Genomic DNA, 18349 nt, shown 5'->3' with positions numbered 1-18349 from the left:
AGCATTCGTACACCCACAGTGAGCCAGTCCGCCGAGTGCCGCACCCCGGACACGCCGGAGCCCGGCCACTCCCCGAAGGGAGTGACCGGGCCCACATGCCCGTTGACCTGGGACGTCAGTCCAGGTAGTCGCGCAGCACCTGAGAACGCGAGGGGTGCCGCAGCTTGGACATCGTCTTGGACTCGATCTGGCGGATACGCTCGCGCGTGACGCCGTAGACCTTGCCGATCTCGTCCAGCGTCTTGGGCTGGCCGTCCGTGAGGCCGAAGCGCATCGAGACGACGCCCGCCTCGCGCTCGGAGAGCGTGTCAAGGACCGAGTGGAGCTGTTCCTGCAGAAGAGTGAAGCTGACCGCGTCGGCCGGCACGACGGCCTCGGAGTCCTCGATGAGGTCACCGAACTCGCTGTCACCGTCCTCGCCGAGCGGGGTGTGCAGCGAGATGGGCTCGCGGCCGTACTTCTGGACCTCGATGACCTTCTCGGGGGTCATGTCGAGCTCCTTGGCCAGCTCCTCCGGAGTGGGCTCGCGGCCCAGGTCCTGGAGCATCTGGCGCTGCACACGGGCGAGCTTGTTGATGACCTCGACCATGTGGACAGGGATACGGATCGTACGGGCCTGGTCGGCCATGGCGCGGGTGATCGCCTGACGGATCCACCACGTCGCGTACGTGGAGAACTTGTACCCCTTGGTGTAGTCGAACTTCTCGACCGCACGGATCAGACCGAGGTTGCCCTCCTGGATCAGGTCCAGGAAGAGCATGCCGCGGCCGGTGTAGCGCTTGGCCAGCGAGACCACGAGACGGAGGTTGGCCTCCAGCAGGTGGTTCTTGGCGCGGCGGCCGTCCTCGGCGATGATCTCCAGCTCACGCTTGAGCTTCGGCGCGAGCTTGTCGGAGTTCGCCAGCTTGTCCTCGGCGAACAGGCCGGCCTCGATGCGCTTCGCGAGCTCGACCTCCTGCTCGGCGTTGAGCAGCGGGACCTTGCCGATCTGCTTGAGGTAGTCCTTGACCGGGTCGGCGGTGGCGCCGGCCGCGGCGACCTGCTGCGCGGGGGCGTCGTCCTCGTCCTCGTCCGACAGTACGAAGCCCGCGGCCTCGGTGCCCTCGGCCGCCTCGGGTGCATCGCCCTTGCCCGGCACCGCCGGGGTCTCCTCGACGGTGTCCTCTTCGAGGATCTCGTCGACGGCGTCCTTCTTGGTCTTCTTGGCCGTGGTCTTCTTGGCGGCCGTCTTCTTGGCCGTGGCCTTCTTCGCGGTGACCTTCTTGGCCGCCGCCTTCTTCGCCGGCGAGGGCTCCGCCTCGGCACCCGGGCCGTCCGACGCCGGGGAGACGGACGCGGCCGCTGCCGCGGTGGGCTTCTTCACCGCGGCAGCCTTGGCCGCGACGGTCTTGGTGGCGGTGCGCTTCGCCGGACTCTTCGCTGCGACGCTCTTGCGGGTGCGCTTGGGCGCCTCTGCGGCACTGACCATCAGCGTCACACCCTCCTCGTCGAGGATCTGGTTGAGGCTGCGCAGAACGTTCTTCCACTGGGTTGGCGGAATCTGGTCAGCCTCGAAGGCCCGACGCACGTCATCGCCGGCGATCTGCCCATCAGCCTTTCCCCGCTCGATGAGCGCCATCACAGACTCGGACTCGGCGATCTCCGGCGGGAGCGTACGGGATGTGCTGGCCGACACGAACAACCTCTCGGAACGATGGAAACGGCTTCCGGCCCCGTCCACTGTGGACCGGAGCCGACGACCGTCGACGGGGGTGGGCCGACGGCGCAAGGGCAACCAGGGAGTTGGGACAGCGCCGCAAGCGGCCGCCGTATTCCCTCCTCGGCTATCACCTCTTAAGTCATCGCGCTTCCCCGCAGAGCGTTACGCCCAATCCGCGTGGCCCGAGTCACACCCCATAACGACACATTTTGATCGATGTGGGGGCGTACTGGAGAGAAGAAGGCGAGAAAGGAGCCTCGGCGGCCACGAGGGACCGGGCCGGGCAGGCGGCCGCCCCCGCACGGAGACGTGCGGCTCGGCGACCGCCCCACTGGCTCGTACGGCCCGCCGGCACGTACGGGGTCCTCTTCCTTGCGTTCGCTGCGTTGCTTCCTCTTGCTCGCGTTCGCCGCACTGCCTCGTCGCGGTCATCGCCGCGCCTGCCGCGTCGGCCGCATGCGCTGCCTCGATCGCGTCGACTGCGTGGGTCGCGTTCCTCGGTGTGCGCGTACGGGTGCATTGGTGTGCGCGTACGCGTGCGTACGGTGTCTGCGCCGCCTCGCCATCCTCTTCGCGGGGGCGGGTGCGCCTCGCCGGGAGGCGGCCGGTCGCGCAGGGGTACGGCGTACGGTTTCTTCAGGTCGGGGCGCCTGGGAGCAATCCGGGTTTCGGGGGTGTCAGTGCTCGCGGGGCGCGGGCACGACGCGGTCCGCCGCGCCGCTTCCGCCGGGCCCGCCTGCCTCACCATCGGTCGCGAGGAGCTGACGCATCGCGACCTCGGCGCCTGCCGCGTCGCCCGCGCCGATCGCGTCGACGATCTTCATGTGCTGGCCGACCGAGGTCTCGACGGGGTGCTCGCAGCCGAGGGACGAGCCGCCGGAGACCTGGAGCGCCGCGGAGACGATGCCGGAGAGGTGCTCCAGCATGCGGTTGCCCGTGAGCTGGAGGAGCAGCGAGTGGAACTCGGCGTCGGCGCGGGCGAAGGTCAGCGAGTCGCCCTGGGCCGCGGAGTGGCCCATGATCTCGGCCATGTCGGCGAGGCGCTGCTGGACGTCCTCGCGGCCGTGCCCCGCGGCGAGGCGCGCGGCGAGGGGCTCGATGGTCCAGCGCAGCTCGCACAGCTCGCGGCGCTGGTCGTCGCGCTGGGGGCCGTACGCCCGCCACTCGATGATGTCGGGGTCGAGGAGGTTCCAGTCGCTGACCGGGCGGACCCGGGTGCCGACGTTCGGGCGCGCGCTGACCAGGCCCTTGGCCTCCAGGACGCGCAGCGATTCACGGACGACGGTGCGGGAGACCTCGAAGCGCTGGCCGATCTCCTCGGGGACGAGCGGACGGTCGGCCCCGAGGTCACCGGAGACGATCATTTGGCCGAGCTGCTGGACGAGTTGGCCGTGCAGGCCACGGCCCCGGCTGCCGGCGGCGCGGCGGCCGACCCGGCCCAGCTCGCTTTCGTGGCCGTCCCACACGGGAGCCACACGGTCGGTGCGCTCGCCGCCGACGGCGTCGGCGTAGGGGTAGCGGTCGAGCTCGCCCGGGCCGGTCAGGCCGGTGTCGGCGGGGCGAGTCGCGGTCATCATGGTGTGCGCAAGGGTACTCACGCATCCTTTGTCGGCGACGTGCCGGAGCGCCTTGAGGTCTTTGGTGAAAAGCACACGAAAGGGTGATCGCCCATCACCCTACAATTGACGCTTTATCGGAAGGAAGCAGACGCATCGCGCGAAGTTCTGGACAGTTCGCGCTGCGCGGGATACGGGAAGCGCTGCGCCCTCATGAGTACCGCTGACTACCGCGCTGCTCCTGCCCCTCTGCTCATCTCGTCTTTCGCTGCTCCCTCACCTGCACCATGAGCCTTCCCTCCCTTCTGTCTCCCCTTCCTGCCGTCTTCCTACTGAAGTGCTCGTGCGCTCAACGTGCCCTTCGGCGCAGGGCGGTCAGCGTGTACGCGCACAGCAGAGCCGCGAGCGACAGCGTCAGCGCCCCGGCCACCGGGTGCGCCGCCAGCCGCCAGGCGGCATCGGTCAGCCGGTCGACGCCGGCGGGCCAGTCGACCGCGGCCGTCGTCCGTACCCGCGCCGGGAAGCCGACCATCGAACGCGCGGCCGGATCGCTCAACAATCCCTGGATCAGCGGGGCCACGGCGACAGGTACCGCCAGTACCGTCGCCAGCCCCATCGCCGTCGAGCGGAAGATCCCCGCCGCCAGGAGGCCGGCCCATGCGGACCCGGTGAGCAGCGCACCCCAACCGAGCGACAGCAGCGGCCAGTCGGCGACCGCGGGCAACGCCCGCACGCCGAAGACATAGCCCACGAGCACGCCGTCGAGGACGAGCGAAGCCAGCGCCAGCATGACCGCGCTCGCCCCGCCGACCAGCAACTTGGCGCCCAACAGCCGCAACCGGCGGGGCACGGAGCCCTGCTCGGGCGCGAGCGCCGGGTACCGGAACTCCTGTCCGAAGGCGAGCGCGCCGATCAGTCCCGCTCCCACCGCGGCGGGCGGGAAGGGCAGCCGGTCCGGCCAGCCCATCAGTGCGCGGGCCGACGGTGTGCCACCGGTGCGCGCCAGCACTCCTGCCAGCACGAGCGAGATCGCCAGTACCAGAACGCCTACGACGATTCCCGTGCGGTCACTGGCCGCTCGCCGCAGCTCGTAACGGACCGGCCAGGCGGGCCCCGGTGCGGACAGTCGCGGCAGCATCAGCCGAGCCGCCGGCACCTTGCCGCGCGGGGACGGGGAGGTGCGCGGCGTACGAGGGGCCGCGAGGGGGACCGCCGTGCCATGGGGCGGGGTGCCGGTCGGGCCGACCACAGCCGCGCCGCTGCCCCTGTGGGCGGCGGGCACGGGCGTGAGTTCGAGGGTGGACGCGAGTTCGCCGTCGGGGTCCTTCGTGAGCGAATCGGGGTCCTTCGTGAGCGGAAGTGACCGGGGAGACGAGGACACGGTGGCCGTCCGGGCTGACGCCGGGAGACCGTCGGCCCCGTCCGTGCTCCCCGTGGCGACGGGGCCGGAGATCACGGCGCAGTGCCCTCCGGCGTCCTTGCGCACCGGTTCACCGGCGTGCGCGCGCTCTTCGCCCGCGTCCCGTGCGTCGGCGTGTGCTTCGACTCGCCCTTCCTCCCGGGCCGCGGCGTGCGGCTCGTGCGGTTCTCCGCGCGCCGCTACGGCGTACCGGGCGTCGTCCTTCTCGGTGTCCGCCTCGGCCTTGGCCGGCTCCGCTGCCACCACCGCACCATGACCGGCCGTCAGCCTGCCCGCCGGCCGGGCGTCGGCCCGGTTGAGCGGCACGCCCGGCCGGGTGTCCCCCGTCTCGTCCGCGAGCTGGTGCACCAGGATCCCGTGCCGGAACGCCGTATCGCCCACCAGGGCACAGCTGCTCCCGTACACGGCGAGGCGGTTGCCGCTCTCCCGTACGACCTCCAGCGGCTGTTCCGCGCGCGGGTCCACCGCGGGGTCGGCGCGCTGCCACTCGTCGACCAGGAGCGCCGCCAGCCGGTCGGCGTGCGGCGACCGCACGCTGACCCGGGGCCGCAGCCGGGTGTGCGTGAACTCCCCGGCCTCCTGGTCGGCGAGCAGCCTGCCGTCCTCGATCGTGACGATCCGGTCGCCCAGCCGGGCGGCCGCCTTGGGGTCGCAGGCCGTGACGAGCACGCTGCCGCCGCGCTCGGCGAATCCCCGCAGCAGCCCGTACAGCCAGGCCGTCTCGCGCGGCGAGAGGCCGTCGTCCGGCTCGTCGAGGAGCAGCGCGTACGGGTCGCCGAGCATGGCGGCCGCCATGCCCAGCCGGCGGTCCATGCCGCGCGAGAACTCACCCAGGCGCTGTTCCGCCAGGCCGCTGAGGCCGACGGCCTCCAGGACGTCCTCGGCGCGGTCCGGGGAGACTCCGGCCGCGGCGGTGAGCATCCGCAGGTGCGAGCGGGCCGTACGGGCGGGGTGGCCGGGTACGTCGCCGAGCAGCACGCCCAGTTCCCGTGCCGGGTTCGGCAGGCGGTGCAGGGGGCGGCCGCGGAAGAGGGTGATGCCCCGGCCGCGCTCCAGCCGCAGCATCAGGCGCAGGGCCGTCGTCTTGCCCGCGCCCCGGGCGCCGAGGAGGACGGTGACCGCGCCGGGCGGCGCCTCGAAGGTCAGGTCGTCCACGGCCGGCGGCAGGCCGCGCCGGGCTTCGCTGGTCAGTCCGACGGCCTGGATCATCGCGCGCCTCGCCGGGTACGCGACCCCTCCGTGTCGGCCCCGGGAACGGCGACGCGACCGCGGGGGGCGGCAGCGCGGGGGATGCCGAGCGCGCGGCAGGGCGTGGCGGCGCGGGAGGGCGCGGGGGCGACGGCAGTTGCGAGTGCTGCGGGGACTGAAGGACTCACCTCGCCAAGGTAACCCGTAATGTCCTATTTGCCCGTAATGCCGAGCCCTCCGCGCTGCTCGTGTCCTCGCCGTGCGGGAACGCCTCCCACCGGGAACGGGCGGGAGCCCGGAGTCACACCTCGGGGCGGAGCATCGGCGGGTTCAGAAGGGTCGCGCCGCCTGCCCTGAACAACTGGGCCGGGCGGCCGCCCTGACGGGTCGTCGTGCCGCCGGTCGGGACGAGGAAACCGGGCGTGCCGGTCACCTTGCGGTGGAAGTTCCGCGGGTCCAGGGCCACGCCCCAGACCGCCTCGTACACCCGGCGCAGCTCCCCCACCGTGAACTCCGGCGGGCAGAACGCGGTGGCGAGCGAGGAGTACTCGATCTTGGAGCGGGCCCGCTCCACGCCGTCCCCGAGAATGCGCGCGTGGTCGAAGGCCAGGGAAGCGGTCGGCTCGCCGTCGCGGGCGAGGCCGTTCTCCTGCCCGAGAAGCGTCTCGACCGGGGCCCACCGCGCGCTGTGCGCGTCGCCGCCCGCGCGCGGCGCCGGCAGGTCGGGGGCAAGCACCAGGTGGGCCACGCTGACCACCCGCATCCGCGGGTCACGCTTGGGGTCTCCGTACGTCGCGAGCTGTTCGAGATGGGCACCGGGGAACAACTGCGGGCCCGCCGGACCGTGGGCGTGCAGGCCGGTCTCCTCGGCGAGCTCCCTGGCCGCCGCGGTCTCCAGATCCTCGTCGGCCCGCACGAATCCGCCGGGCAGGGCCCACCGCCCCGGGAACGGTGGCTCACCGCGACGAACGGCCAACGCGCACAACGCGTGCCTGCGCACGGTGAGCACGACCAGGTCGACGGTGACGGCGAACGGAGGGAAGGCCGACGGGTCGTAGGGAGGCATGCCGCGATCATAGTCGTCCGCCTGACGATAAACAGGCAGTCCGCCGCTTCACGCCCCCAGTTGCAGACCGTCCGCCGCCTCCTCCACCATTCCCAGGCCACGGCCGCTGACATGTACGGCGAAAGGCCGCTCCGCGACGGTCAGGCCGGTGAGATGCAGGGCGCCCAGGGGCGTGCCGGTGACGGGCCGCACGGAGAGCGTGCCGCCGGGGACATCGGGGCGGATACCGGCGAGCGCGACCAGGGCGTGCACCGCGCCGGCCGCCGCCACCGCCGCCGGACGGCAGGCCGTGGGATGCGCCACGGGAGCGCCGTCGCCTGTGCGCTGCTGTCCCGAATACATCTCGGGGAGGCGGTACCCGAAGGTCTCCGCGGCGTCCAGCAGTCCTCGGATCAAGGAGGCCGCCGCCGCTTCGTGGCCGGCGGCGGCCAAAGCCGAGGCGGCGACTGCGGTCTCCTGCACGCGGACCGCGCCGCTGCGGTGGCCGAAGGGGTTGTAGCCGTCCTCCTTGCCGCCGAGGCCGCGCAGGCCCCAGCCGGTGTCCAGGGCAGGGCTGTTCAGCAGTCTCGCCACCTGATCCGCGCGGGTGCCGTCGAGCAGGCCGGGCGCGAAGGTGCCGGCACCGAGCAGGCCGGTGTCGAGGAGGTGCGCCGCACCGGCGACGAGGCGCGTGAGCGGCCGGCCGTCGGGGGCGCACAGGGCCGCGGGGCGGCCGCCGCCCGCGTCGTCGATCCAGAACCCGTCGCGGAAGCGCCGGCGCAGTGCGGCCGCCCATTCGCGGAGCGCGTCACCCCCGGGGCGGTTGCAGCCATCGAGGAGATCGGCGCCCAGCAGCGCGGCGCGGTGGGCGTGGGCCTGCGTTTCGCAGCGGTACGGGCCGGTCGGGGCCGGGTCCGGTACGCAACCGCCGGGGGCCGGGGACCCGGCGGCCGGCTCCGTCGCACGGCACAGCCAGGTGAGGCACCGTTCGGCGGCGGGCAGCAGGCGTTCCACTTCGGGCGCCGGCAGCCCCCACCGGCGGGCTTCGGCGAGGACGGTGGGGAACAGCAGAGTCGCCTCGATGCCGGTGCAGCTGGGTGGCGAATGGGGGCCCGCGTCGCGCAGCGGGCCGGGAATTCGTCCGAATTCCGGTCCTGGGTCGGCGTGCTGGGTGCGGGCGAGGACGCGGAGGGTGCTCGCCGCGAGTCCGGTGCCCAGCGGGAGGAGCATGCGGGCGGCGGACAGGGACTCGGCCGGCGCCAGGGTGCAGCGCCAGGGGACGCCGGCGGCGAGGCAGGCGTCGGCGGGCACCGCGGGGTCCCGGATCAGGAGGCCGCTGAGGTCGTCGAGAGCGGTGGCGAGCAACGTACCGGCTCGTGAGTCCTCGCACTGGAGCCGGGCGGCGGACCAAGGGCGCGGCGGGCGGCCGGCGTTCGCTTTGGCGGAGGCGGGGACGGCGCTGCCGCGGGCGGCGGATGGCGCCGGTGCGGTGGTGCCGCTGCGGATGCGGAGTTCGATGGTGCGGTGCGCGCCCGGTGGCACGTGCAGTCCCCAGCGCAGCAGCCCGGCCGCCGCGAGCGCGTCGTCGGGCGGCGGGTCCGCGGTCACGGTGGCGTGGGCCGTGTCGGTGGCCCAGCGGAGGCCGGCGTCGTGGACGGAGGCGGGCAGATCGGGCCCGGGGAGTCCGCCGGCGACGGCGCCCAGCTCGGCGAGGTCGGTCGCGAAGGTGATTTCGAGGGGGAGCCGCAGCGCCCGGCGGGTGTGGTTGTGCAGGGTGATGCGTTCGGTGCCGTCGGCGGTCCGGAGGCGCTCGACCAGGAGGCCGGGATCGGGTCCGGGGTCGTGCGGCGTGCGGAGCGTGCCCGTGAAGCGGGCGCGGTCCGCGGCGAGCGGCCTGGCCTGCACGGTCAGCGGCTGAGCGCCGGCCACCCGCAGGGCGCAGCGGGCGAGCACGCGTCTGCCGGAGCGGTAGAAGCCCTCCATGCCCCGGCCGGTGAGCTGGCCGTCGGCGGTGGAGGAGATCGCGAGCGCGGGCAGTGCGACGCAGATCAGGGCCGCGTGGACCGGCTGCGGCTCGGGTGACCGGGGAGAGGGCGCGGCGCGCTGCCGTGCGGGGGCCGGGTGGGCTTGCGGGGTGGTGGGGAACATGCCTGCCATGGGGAGTGCTCCCTGACGTGATGGGGATTCCGTACGGTCTGCGCCACATAGGGGAACGCCGCGCACGATGCGCAGGTAACGCCGGAATGTCAGCAGGGGTGGGCTCATCGGGGGCTCCGGTCGTCCCGGCGGCCGCCCGTGGGGCCCGTACGCGGGTGGGGCCGCCCCGTGCGCTGACGCGCTGTCGGGCGGGTGCGTGCCCGGGGGCCTGCGGGCCGGTCGGCACGGGGGCGGCGGCTCGGCACCCGGTCGGCGCGGGAGGCGTTCGCGGCGGTCTCGGCCCGGACTTCGGCCGGGAGCGGGGGCACTTCGGCAGGGAGCGGCGATGCTTCGGCGGGGAGCGGGGACGCTTCGGCCGGGGTGGCCGGGACGCAGGCCGCCGGCTGCTCCGGGACGGATGCGGTGTCCGGCGGGCGGGTGTCTTCGGAGGTTGCAGAGCTCGCGGCGGGGCTGGGTGTGGAGCGGAGACAGTCGCGGAGCTTTTCCGGGTCGAGTCCCTCGTTGAGGCCGCGGTGGAGGAGCTGCGCGAAGAGGTAGTCGGGATCGAGGGTGAGGGCCCGGCACAGGGCCACGCGGGCGGATGCGGCGTCACCGCTCGCCCAGGAGACCCAGCCGGCCAGCGTGAGCGGTGCGGCGGCGTGACTCTCGTACTCCCCTGGGCAGCGGCGGGCCAGTGCGCGCCACAGCCGCAGCGCCGGTGCCGCGTCGGGGCCTTCCAGCCACGCGGCGGCGCGGTCGCGGGTGAGCCGGTCCTGGAGACCGAGGATCAGCTCGGCGGCCTCGCCGTTGCCGAGGAGCGCGTCGTCGCAGGCGTCCTTGGCGCGGGGGCTGCCGGAGGGCGGGTCGCCCCGGAAGGTGTGGAGCGTGCGGGTCAGAAGGGCGCAGGTCTCCTCGCGGACCGCACCGGGGTCCTGACCGGACAGCATCCGCGGGACGAGGGCGGCCGCCGCCGCGTCGAGGGCCTTGATCTGGTCGTCGGCGCGGGACCCGGTGAGCGGGGCCAGCCGGGCCTCCATCTCCTTCAGCGATCCGCGGACCTGAACGCCGGCGTAGGCGGCGGCCGCCGCCATGACCGACGTGCCGGGCAGCACGAGCGGGGTGCCCTCGGCCGGGCAGCAGCGCTCGTCCGGGCAGACATAGGACCAGTAGCGCCCGTTGGAGAGGCAGAGGGCCTCCATGACGGGGACGTCCCGGCTGCCGCAGGCCGTGCGCAGCCGCTGGGCGAGCGGCCTGAGACGGTCCCTCACCTCCCGGCCGGTTTCGGCGGCCGAGGGGTCCTGGCAGAGGAAGGCGATGATGCCGCGGGGCGGCGTGCCGCGCTCCCGGCCCGAGGTGATCAGGCAGTCCGCGAGCTGGTCGGCGACGGCGGGCCACTGGGCGGTGTCGGCGGGGATGCCGAGCCGGACGCGGCCGCCGAAGCGTCCCCGCTCGCCGTGGAGGGTGACGAGGACGATGCTGTCGTCGGGGTAGAAGCCGAGCAAGTACGGCAGGGCGTCCGCCAGTTCGGCGGGGCTGCGCAGCGTGACCTGGGCTTCGGGGTTCTTCGGGGACATGGCGGACGGGTGCTCTGCCGGGTTTGCCGGCTCGATGTGCGGGTTCATGGCTCGAAGATCCCGCGGCCCGGCCGGCCGCCGCGACCCCTGTGGATATCTCCCGGGTGACGAAGGTTTTACACAATCCGCGGCGGGCGGCCGGGCCGCGGCAGGCAGGAGCGGCGTACGCATTCCGCGCCGGTGTCCGGCCTGCAGGTCGCGAGCGGTTTCCGCCGGTCGCGAGGCATCGGGCCCGCTCCCGGGAAGCGGCGTCGGAGCGCTTCGCCAAATGCCGTGACACCAGGGCGAATTGGACGGCGACGAACTGCGCGCCAGCCTGTTCACGAGGTATACGGGTGATTAGATTGCCTGCGTGAATCGATCGACAAATACTTCCGGAACCGACCGTAGTGCACTCATTGCGGCATCGGTCACCGTCGTCCTCTGGGCTTCGGCGTTCGTCTCCATTCGCGCCTCGGCCGACTACTTCAGCCCTGGGGCGCTCGCGCTCGGCCGGCTCGTGACCGGTTCGATCGCTTTGGTCTGTGTATTGCTGGTCAAACGGGGCGGTTTACCGCCACGGAAGGCATGGCCGGGCATTGTGGTATCCGGAGTGCTGTGGTTCGGGGTCTACATGGTGGTCCTGAACTGGGGAGAGCAGAAAGTCGACGCCGGCACCGCGTCCATGGTGGTCAACGTCGGACCGATGGTGATCGCACTGCTGGGCGGCTGGCTGCTGAAGGAGGGCTTCCCGCCCCTGCTGCTGCTCGGCATGGCGGTGTCGTTCGTGGGCGCGGTCGTGGTGGGCTTCTCCACATCCGGCGAGGGCTCGTCCTCCGTACTGGGTGTACTGCTCTGCCTGCTGGCTGCGGTGGCCTACGGGGCCGGGGTGGTGTCGCAGAAGCCCGCCCTGCGGTATGCGACCCCGATGCAGACCACGACGTTCGGCTGCCTGATCGGTACGGTCGCCTGCCTCCCGTTCAGCGGACAGCTCGTCTCTCAGCTCTCCGAGGCGCCGCTCTCGGCGACCCTCAACGTCGTCTACCTGGGGCTCTTCCCGACCGCACTGGCCTTCAGCACCTGGGCCTACGCGCTGTCCCGGACGACCGCGGGCAAGATGGGGGCGACGACCTACGCGGTGCCCGCCGTGGTGGTCCTCATTTCCTGGATCTTCCTGCGGGAGGTGCCGGGCTGGCTCACGCTCCTCGGCGGCGTCATCTGCCTCGGCGGAGTCGCGGTCTCCCGGAGGCGCGGCGTCCGCGCGCCACAGGCGTCGCCGGCCCCCGCGGCCGAGCCGTCGGCCACGGCCGATTCCGGCTCCGCGGCCGATGCCGCTCCCCCGGCCGATTCGGGAACCCCCGCGGCCGAGACGAGGCACTGACCAGGAGCACCGCGCTCCATGCGGAGGGGCCGGAGGGAGTACGTACTCCCTCCGGCCCCTCCGCCCATGTGGCGGCCGCACAACGGCCCTTCGTGGTGCATGGGGCTCACAGCACGAACGTGGTCTCGTTCCTGGCCAGGAGATAGCCGAGCTGCACCCGGGTGTGCGCCCCGAGTTCCTGCTTCATGGCAGCGATGTGCCCCTGCAGCGACCTTTCACTGATGCCGAGCCGCCGCGCGATCCGCTTGTCCGAGTACCCCCCGATGAGCAGCCTGCTGATGGATTCGCGGAGTGACGGAATGACTTCGCCGGCCGCCTTCGCCGCATGCAGCGGAACGAACGGGAATTCTTTTGCGCGGTCCCAGGAACGCTCGAAAGTGTCCTTGAGGAAACGCACGACCGCCGGCTCCCTGATCGCTATGGCGTGCGTGCGGCTCTCATTCGCGGAGATGAAAGCTACGGTGTCGTCGACGACGATAAGGCGGTCGAAGAATTCGGCCAGTGTGCGGACTCGCACACCATAACCAGAGACCGCTCGCACATACTTCTTGGTCGCTTCGTCGAAACGCGTGGTGTGCTGATACAGCGTGCGCATCGCCACCCCCGCCTCGATATGGCGGCGTACGGCTTCCAGCGCCTTTTCCAGAACTGGGCCCGGTCGTGGCCCGTCCGGCTGTGCGGTGAGGATTTCCCTGCGCGCCCCGGCCAGCGCCTCGTTGATCGCGGCCTCTATGGCATCCAGGCCGTCGAGGTGGCAAATACCGGATTCAGCGGGAGCCGCCGGCACCTCTTGGGCGGCGCCGATGCCGTCGATCGACCGGCCGACGGTGAGCCTGGACAGCTCGTCCAACTGTTCGGCCATGCGCCGGAGCGTGCTCTCGGCCCCTTCAGGAAAGGGCTCTAATCGCGCAAAATTCTGTCCGTTTTGCTCTACTTGGGCACCTTTTGCATCATTCATACACTATCCCCCCATGCCAGGACATACGCCCTTTAGGTGCATGTAAGTCCCCTCAGTTTCCCGAAGTTCGGAAACCCGAACCATCTTAGATCTACAACTCCGGCCCGGGACAAGGAAGATTGAAAGCAGGCGACCACGGGGGGCGCCTTCACCGCCATCAGGGCACGTCCTCCCCCTTTGCTGCTCCATTCCCTGACCGGTTCATACACTCTTCACAGGAGAGGTTCCGAGAACATGCGGGAAAACTCTTTCTCAAAGATCCACGCAAGCCGTCGCTCGTTCCTCACTCTTCGTATCGGGTTCGTCGCAGTAGCGGGTTTTCTGGCGGTCATGCCCGGGGCCGGTCCGGCCGACACCTCGGTCTCCGCGCACTCCTCGGGTGACGTCCGGCTCGACGATGTCGGCTGGAATGCGGCCGGTTCCCGGTCGACCTCCTGAGAGCGCACTCCACCCCCCACCAGGTACGAGAGATCGGTTCCCCACTGTGACTTCTTCCCCATGGTTTCTGCGCGGTGAAGCCGGGCCCCGGCAGGCCGCCCGCGTCTACTGCTTCCCCCACGCCGGCGGCAATCCACGGGCCTTTCTCGGCTGGCAGAAGGACCTGGGGGACGACGCGGAAGTGGTCGCGGTCTGCCCGCCGGGCCGGGGACCCCGGTACCGCGAGGCCGCCCTGGCCACCGTCCCGGAACTCGCCGACGGAGCGGCGGCGGCGATCGCCGCGACCGCCGACCGGCCCTTCGTCCTCTTCGGGCACAGCTTCGGCGCGGTACTCGCCTTCGAGGTCGCGCGGCGCCTCGGCGGCCTGCCGGACTTCCGGCACCTGATCGCCTCCGGCTGCTCCGCTCCCGCGCTGCTGCCCACCCGGCGCGTCGTGGAGACCGCGCGGCTGGAGGGACGGGAATTCACCGAGGCCGTGGGCTTCTTCGGCGGCCTGCCACCGGAGATCGTGGCCGACGAGGCGCTCCAGGAACTGCTGCTGCCGCATCTGCGGTCGGACTTCCGCATGGTCGCGGAGTACGCCTACCGCCCGGCACCACCGCTGGACGTGCCCGTCACCCTGATCAATGGGAGCGACGACCCGCACGTCACGGAGGCCGGCCTCGCCCCCTGGGGGCGTGAGTGCGCCGGCGGACTCGCCCAACACTGGGCCGACGGCGGCCACTTCTACTTCGACGGCAGCCCGGGCGCCGTCACCGATCTGTTGCGATCGCTCGTTCGAGGGACACCGGCACCTGGCGCGAACGCGCCGGTTGATGAGCACGTTGAGCTTATCTGACAGTGCTTTACGTCCTTGTCCCGAGCGCCACAGAGGAGACACCGGAATGAACCGGTCCACCGCAGCACAGCACCGCCGCGCCGTCGTGTTCCAGCAGCTTCACGAGGGGCCGGAGCCCTTCGTCGTGCCCAATCCGTGGGACGCCGGGACCGCCCGCATCCTGACCGGGCTCGGGTTCGCCGCGCTCGCCACCACCGGCGCCGGCCTGGCGCACGCCATGGGCCTGCCCGACGGCGCCGGCCCCATCGGCCGGACGGAGATCCTGGACAACGCGGCGGCGATCGTCGCCGCGACTCCGCTGCCGGTCACCGCCGACCTGGAGAGCGGCTTCGGCGACAGCCCGGAGGAGGTCGCCGAGACCATCCGGCGCGCCGCCGCGGTGGGGCTGGTCGGCGGGTCGGTCGAGGACTCCACGGGCCGGGCCGAGGACCCCGTACGCCCGCTGGAGGAGGCCGTGGAGCGTGTGGCGGCGGCCGTCGCCGCGGCCAAGGAGCTCGACTTCCCCTTCATGGTGACCGCACGCGCGGAGAACTTCTTCCAGGGCCGGCCCGATCTGGACGACACCATTCGCCGCCTGCAGGCGTACGAGGCCGCGGGCGCCGATGTGCTCTACGCGCCGGCCCTGCCGGACGCGGACGCCATCCGCGCGGTGTGCTCCGCCGTCTCGACGCCCGTCAACGTCCTGATGGGCTCGCCCGCGCTGCGGCTGTCCGTCAGCGAGCTGGGCGCCCTGGGCGTACGGCGGATCAGCGTCGGCTCGGCGCTCTCCCGGGCCTCGCTCGGCGCCGTCGTCCGCGCGGCCCAGGAAATCCGTGACCACGGCACCTTCGGCTTCGGGGCGGACGCCGTCCCGTATGCCGAGGCCAACGCGATGATGGCGCCGGACCAAGCCGGCCCGGAGAGTGATACCGCACCGTGAACACCGCACCGGCATACCTGTCCGCTCCCCGCTACGTCCTGGGAGAGACCGAGGCCGACCACACGACGATCACCAACCTCGCCACGCGCGCCCGGGACTTCGGCATGCCTCCGAAGGCCGCGCTGTGGGGCTGGGGAACGGTCCGGCGCACGGCGAAGAGCCTGGAGACCCTGGCCGTGGAGAGCGGCGCCGCGGCGCTGGCCGCCGCCGGGGTCGAGCCCGGGTCCGTCGACGGCCTCATCATGTGCTCGACCAGGTTCCCCGGCGGGCCCCGCACCCACGGCAGGTTCGTGGAGGCGGTGATGTCCGGAATCGGGCTGGCCGACGCCGCCTTCACCGGCATCACACTGAACCGCTGTACCAATCTGCTGGTCGGCCTGCGCATGGCGCAGGCGTTCGTGGCCGCGGGCCACCACCGCAGGGTGCTGGTCCTCTCCACCGACCGGATCACCGACGAATCCGTACGGATGGAGAACTTCGCCCTCTTCAGCGACGGCGCGGCGGCCTGCGTGGTCGGCGCGGAACCGCACGGCACGGACGCCTACGAGATGGTCGCCGGCGCCTCGGCGCAGGACCCGGCGGCGCTGGACTGGTCGAACGAGATCAGCTCGGACCTCGCCCGCACGGTCAACGAGCGGGTGCTCACGGCGGCCGGCATGAAGGCCGGTGACCTCGACGGCGTACTGCACCTCAATCTGTACAAGCCGCTCGTCGTCATGAAGGAACGCCAAGCGGGCTTCGCCGCCGAGCAGTTGTTCCTCGACAACATCGCCCGGGTCGGCCACTGCTTCGCCGCCGATCCGCTGATCAACCTGGTGGACCGGGGCGCGGCCGGAGGGCTGCGGGACGGCGGCCACTACCTGCTCGCGGCGAGCGTGCCCGGCGTCCGCGTCGGCGTCCTGCTGCGCAAGCTGTCCGCCCGCCCCGCACCGGCAGCCACCACCTCCAGGGAGCTCTGATGAACGCGCACACCGGATTCCCGCTTCCGGACCTGACCACGTCCCTGCCCCGCGCCCCCTTCCTCTTCGGCCCCAAGGCCGTCGAGGAGGCCACCGCCGTCCTCGACGGCGCGCCGGCCGGCGTCTTCCAGCAGTTGCTCGGCGACCAGGAGAGCGAGACCACGCTGCTCGTCGCCCGGCGCGTCCTCGAAGCGTTCCTCGGCCGCGCCGCCGCCACCGCGGACCCCGCGGCGCCGCAGGGCACCGATGCCGACGCGATCGCCGCGTACGTACAGGAGGCGCGCGCCGCCCTCGTACCGTCCCTCACCGCGCTGCGCGGGGCCGGCCCCGAGACGCACCGGCTCGTCCTGCGTCAGCGGGCTCCCTTGGCGCTGCTCAGCGGCTGCTGGCTGGACACGGTCTCGCAGGCCGCCACCCAGCCCTCCGTCATCGTCAACTGCCTGTTCGGACAGTACTTCCTGCTGCGGGGCTCAGGCACGCCGCAGCGCGGCCTGCTCGCGCGGCGCCGGCGGACCCTGGACGACCTGGGTGTGCATCTGCCCGGCATCGAGGCGGCGGACTTCCTCCACCAGGCCGGCGCCCGCCCGCTGACCGCCCTGCACGCCGCGTTCTTTCTCGCGCTCTCCCGGCTCCCCGCGTCCTTCCTGCCCGAAGTCGTGGGCGTGCACTACGCGATGTGCGCGCTGGGCGTCGACGACGTACTGCTGGGGACTCAGGCGCTGCTCCCGGAGGCGGCGGCCCGTACGGTCCTCGCCGAGTACCTCGCGCTCACCGAACAGTCGCCGACCGGCGCCGAGGACCGGCGGCGGACGCTGACCGCGATCGAGCTGGTGCTGCGGCTGGAGCGGGAGCAGACGGCGCTGCTCACCGAGCTGGCCGACTGGCACGACGGGCTGTCGCTGGACGCCAGGGTGGCGCAGATCGTGGCCCGGCACGCGCCGTTCGCGGGCAAGCAGCACCGCGGCGTACGGATGGGCGGCCGGCGGCTCTCGGAGTGGCTCGGCGACGAGCAGCTCGACCTCGCCGAGTTCGTGGCGGTCTTCCGGGAGGCCCGGCAGACGCGGACCAGCGCCGCCGGGGTCTGCCGGTTCCTGCAGTCGATCAAGTTCGGCGGGCCGATGTTCGGGATCTTCGACGAGGAGGAGGCGGCCACGTTCGCGGCGTGGACGGAGTCCATCGCCGCGGGTGAGCAGGCGGACCTCGACTTCCGGCCGAACACCGCAGGTGACGAGCGGGCAGCCGAGTGGGCCGGGGCGCTGCGGAGCGCCGCGCCGGCCGATGTGGTGGCGGCCGAGCCGGAGCGCGGCCTGGACGACCGGGAGCTGTTCCACCGCATCGTCAACGTCGAGCAGTACCCGCACATCCTGCCGGTGGCCCGGGACCGTGCCGAGGCCGGTCTCGCCGACGCGGAGCTGCTCTTCACCCACGGGGGCGGCGGAAAGCTCACCAACGCCGAGTACTTCGACTACACCCCGGAAGCGCTCATGGAGCGCGTCGAGCGGATCTACTGGGACAAGCTGGTCAATCCGTACCGTCCGCTGACGGAGATACCCGACCGCGACGAGGTGGTGTTCGGGCAGTCCACGTTCGCGCTGGGCAGCCTGATCGACGGGAGCTGGGCCCACCGCATCGGCAATCTCGGCCGCGACCACCGGCAGAGCGACCACATGCTGTTCGCCATCTACGCCGACGAGATGGGCCGCGGAGACCTCGCCAAGAACCACATCACGCTGATCCACCAGGTGCTGGCGAGCATGGACATCCACCTGCCGCACATCCGGCAGCAGGAGTTCCTGGACCAGGGCGATCTGCCGGACGGGCTCTACGGGTTCTCCATCCACCAGGTGTGCCTGTCGCTCTTCCCCGACACGCTCTACAACGAGATCCTCGGCTACAACCTGGGAATCGAGATGTTCGGGCTGGGCGAGATGCGCCTGCACGAAATACAGAAGCTGCGCCGGCACAACTTCGACGTGTCCTACGAAGAGGCGCATCTGTCGATCGACAACTTCTCCGCGGGGCACGCCCGGCAGTCGGCCGACATCATCGTCTCCTACCTCGACGACGTCCGGCGCGCCTCCGGCGAGGAGGCCGTCCAGCGGGAGTGGCGCCGCATCTGGCGCGGTTACGCCTCCTTCGCGTACTTCGTCGAACACCAACTGGTCAAGCAGGTCACCGACCGGCAGGCAGCAGCGGCGGCGCCCGCCGCCCGGCCCGACGACGCCGACCTGGTCATCTGACGCCTCCCGCGCGCCCAGC

The 18349-nt window shown here is 72.1% G+C and carries 12 protein-coding genes; 5 read left to right on the top strand and 7 right to left on the bottom strand.

Annotated features, from left to right (window positions below):
• Positions 1 to 115 precede the first annotated feature (115 nt).
• From IG84_RS0116950 to IG84_RS0116925, 6 genes are all read right to left on the bottom strand, one after another.
• Positions 116 to 1675: an RNA polymerase sigma factor gene (locus IG84_RS0116950; protein WP_037800416.1), complete on the bottom strand. Its 1560-nt coding sequence runs from the start codon at positions 1673 to 1675 to the stop codon at positions 116 to 118.
• 701 nt (positions 1676 to 2376) lie between these two features.
• Complete coding sequence (locus IG84_RS0116945; protein WP_078648913.1) at positions 2377 to 3351, bottom strand: FadR/GntR family transcriptional regulator; 975 nt, start codon at positions 3349 to 3351, stop codon at positions 2377 to 2379.
• Between the two features lie 253 nt (positions 3352 to 3604).
• Positions 3605 to 5884: an ATP-binding cassette domain-containing protein gene (locus tag IG84_RS0116940; RefSeq protein WP_031057413.1), complete on the bottom strand. Its 2280-nt coding sequence runs from the start codon at positions 5882 to 5884 to the stop codon at positions 3605 to 3607.
• A 280-nt stretch (positions 5885 to 6164) separates the two neighbouring features.
• Positions 6165 to 6929: an NUDIX hydrolase gene (locus tag IG84_RS0116935; RefSeq protein ID WP_030260778.1), complete on the bottom strand. Its 765-nt coding sequence runs from the start codon at positions 6927 to 6929 to the stop codon at positions 6165 to 6167.
• Positions 6930 to 6977: 48 nt separating this feature from the next.
• Complete coding sequence (locus tag IG84_RS0116930) at positions 6978 to 9056, bottom strand: glycogen debranching N-terminal domain-containing protein (RefSeq protein ID WP_051861859.1); 2079 nt, start codon at positions 9054 to 9056, stop codon at positions 6978 to 6980.
• 113 nt (positions 9057 to 9169) lie between these two features.
• Complete coding sequence (locus tag IG84_RS0116925) at positions 9170 to 10666, bottom strand: DUF4192 domain-containing protein (protein WP_078648911.1); 1497 nt, start codon at positions 10664 to 10666, stop codon at positions 9170 to 9172.
• A 304-nt stretch (positions 10667 to 10970) separates the two neighbouring features.
• Here IG84_RS0116925 and IG84_RS0116920 point away from each other — a divergent pair, with 304 nt between their 5' ends.
• Entirely contained in the window at positions 10971 to 11978 is a 1008-nt protein-coding gene (locus IG84_RS0116920) for a DMT family transporter (protein ID WP_051861836.1), read from the top strand.
• A 106-nt stretch (positions 11979 to 12084) separates the two neighbouring features.
• Here the strand turns inward: IG84_RS0116920 and IG84_RS0116915 are convergent, their stop codons facing one another.
• Entirely contained in the window at positions 12085 to 12840 is a 756-nt protein-coding gene (locus IG84_RS0116915) for a LuxR C-terminal-related transcriptional regulator (RefSeq protein ID WP_051861834.1), read from the bottom strand.
• Positions 12841 to 13420: 580 nt separating this feature from the next.
• Between IG84_RS0116915 and IG84_RS0116910 the strand changes: the two genes are divergently transcribed.
• Genes IG84_RS0116910 through IG84_RS0116895 form a run of 4 tightly spaced genes read left to right on the top strand, consistent with a single transcriptional unit; the run spans position 13421 to position 18330 of the window.
• The gene (locus IG84_RS0116910; protein ID WP_037800387.1) at positions 13421 to 14212 is read left to right on the top strand and encodes a thioesterase II family protein; all 792 of its coding nucleotides are present in this window, start codon (positions 13421 to 13423) and stop codon (positions 14210 to 14212) included.
• A 46-nt stretch (positions 14213 to 14258) separates the two neighbouring features.
• Complete coding sequence (locus IG84_RS0116905; protein ID WP_031057394.1) at positions 14259 to 15131, top strand: isocitrate lyase/PEP mutase family protein; 873 nt, start codon at positions 14259 to 14261, stop codon at positions 15129 to 15131.
• Positions 15128 to 16090: a hypothetical protein gene (locus IG84_RS0116900; protein WP_031057393.1), complete on the top strand. Its 963-nt coding sequence runs from the start codon at positions 15128 to 15130 to the stop codon at positions 16088 to 16090. Before IG84_RS0116905 ends, IG84_RS0116900 begins: the two co-directional genes overlap by 4 nt.
• A complete protein-coding gene (locus IG84_RS0116895; protein WP_031057391.1) occupies positions 16090 to 18330 on the top strand; it encodes an iron-containing redox enzyme family protein in 2241 nt (746 codons plus the stop codon). The genes IG84_RS0116900 and IG84_RS0116895 overlap by 1 nt, the downstream gene beginning before the upstream one ends.
• Positions 18331 to 18349: the final 19 nt, after the last annotated feature.

The sequence above is a fragment of the Streptomyces ochraceiscleroticus genome (genome assembly GCF_000720485.1).
Lineage (GTDB): Bacteria > Actinomycetota > Actinomycetes > Streptomycetales > Streptomycetaceae > Streptomyces > Streptomyces ochraceiscleroticus.
Note: the sequence above shows the minus strand (reverse complement) of the source record. Positions and strands in the feature narration are given on the sequence as shown.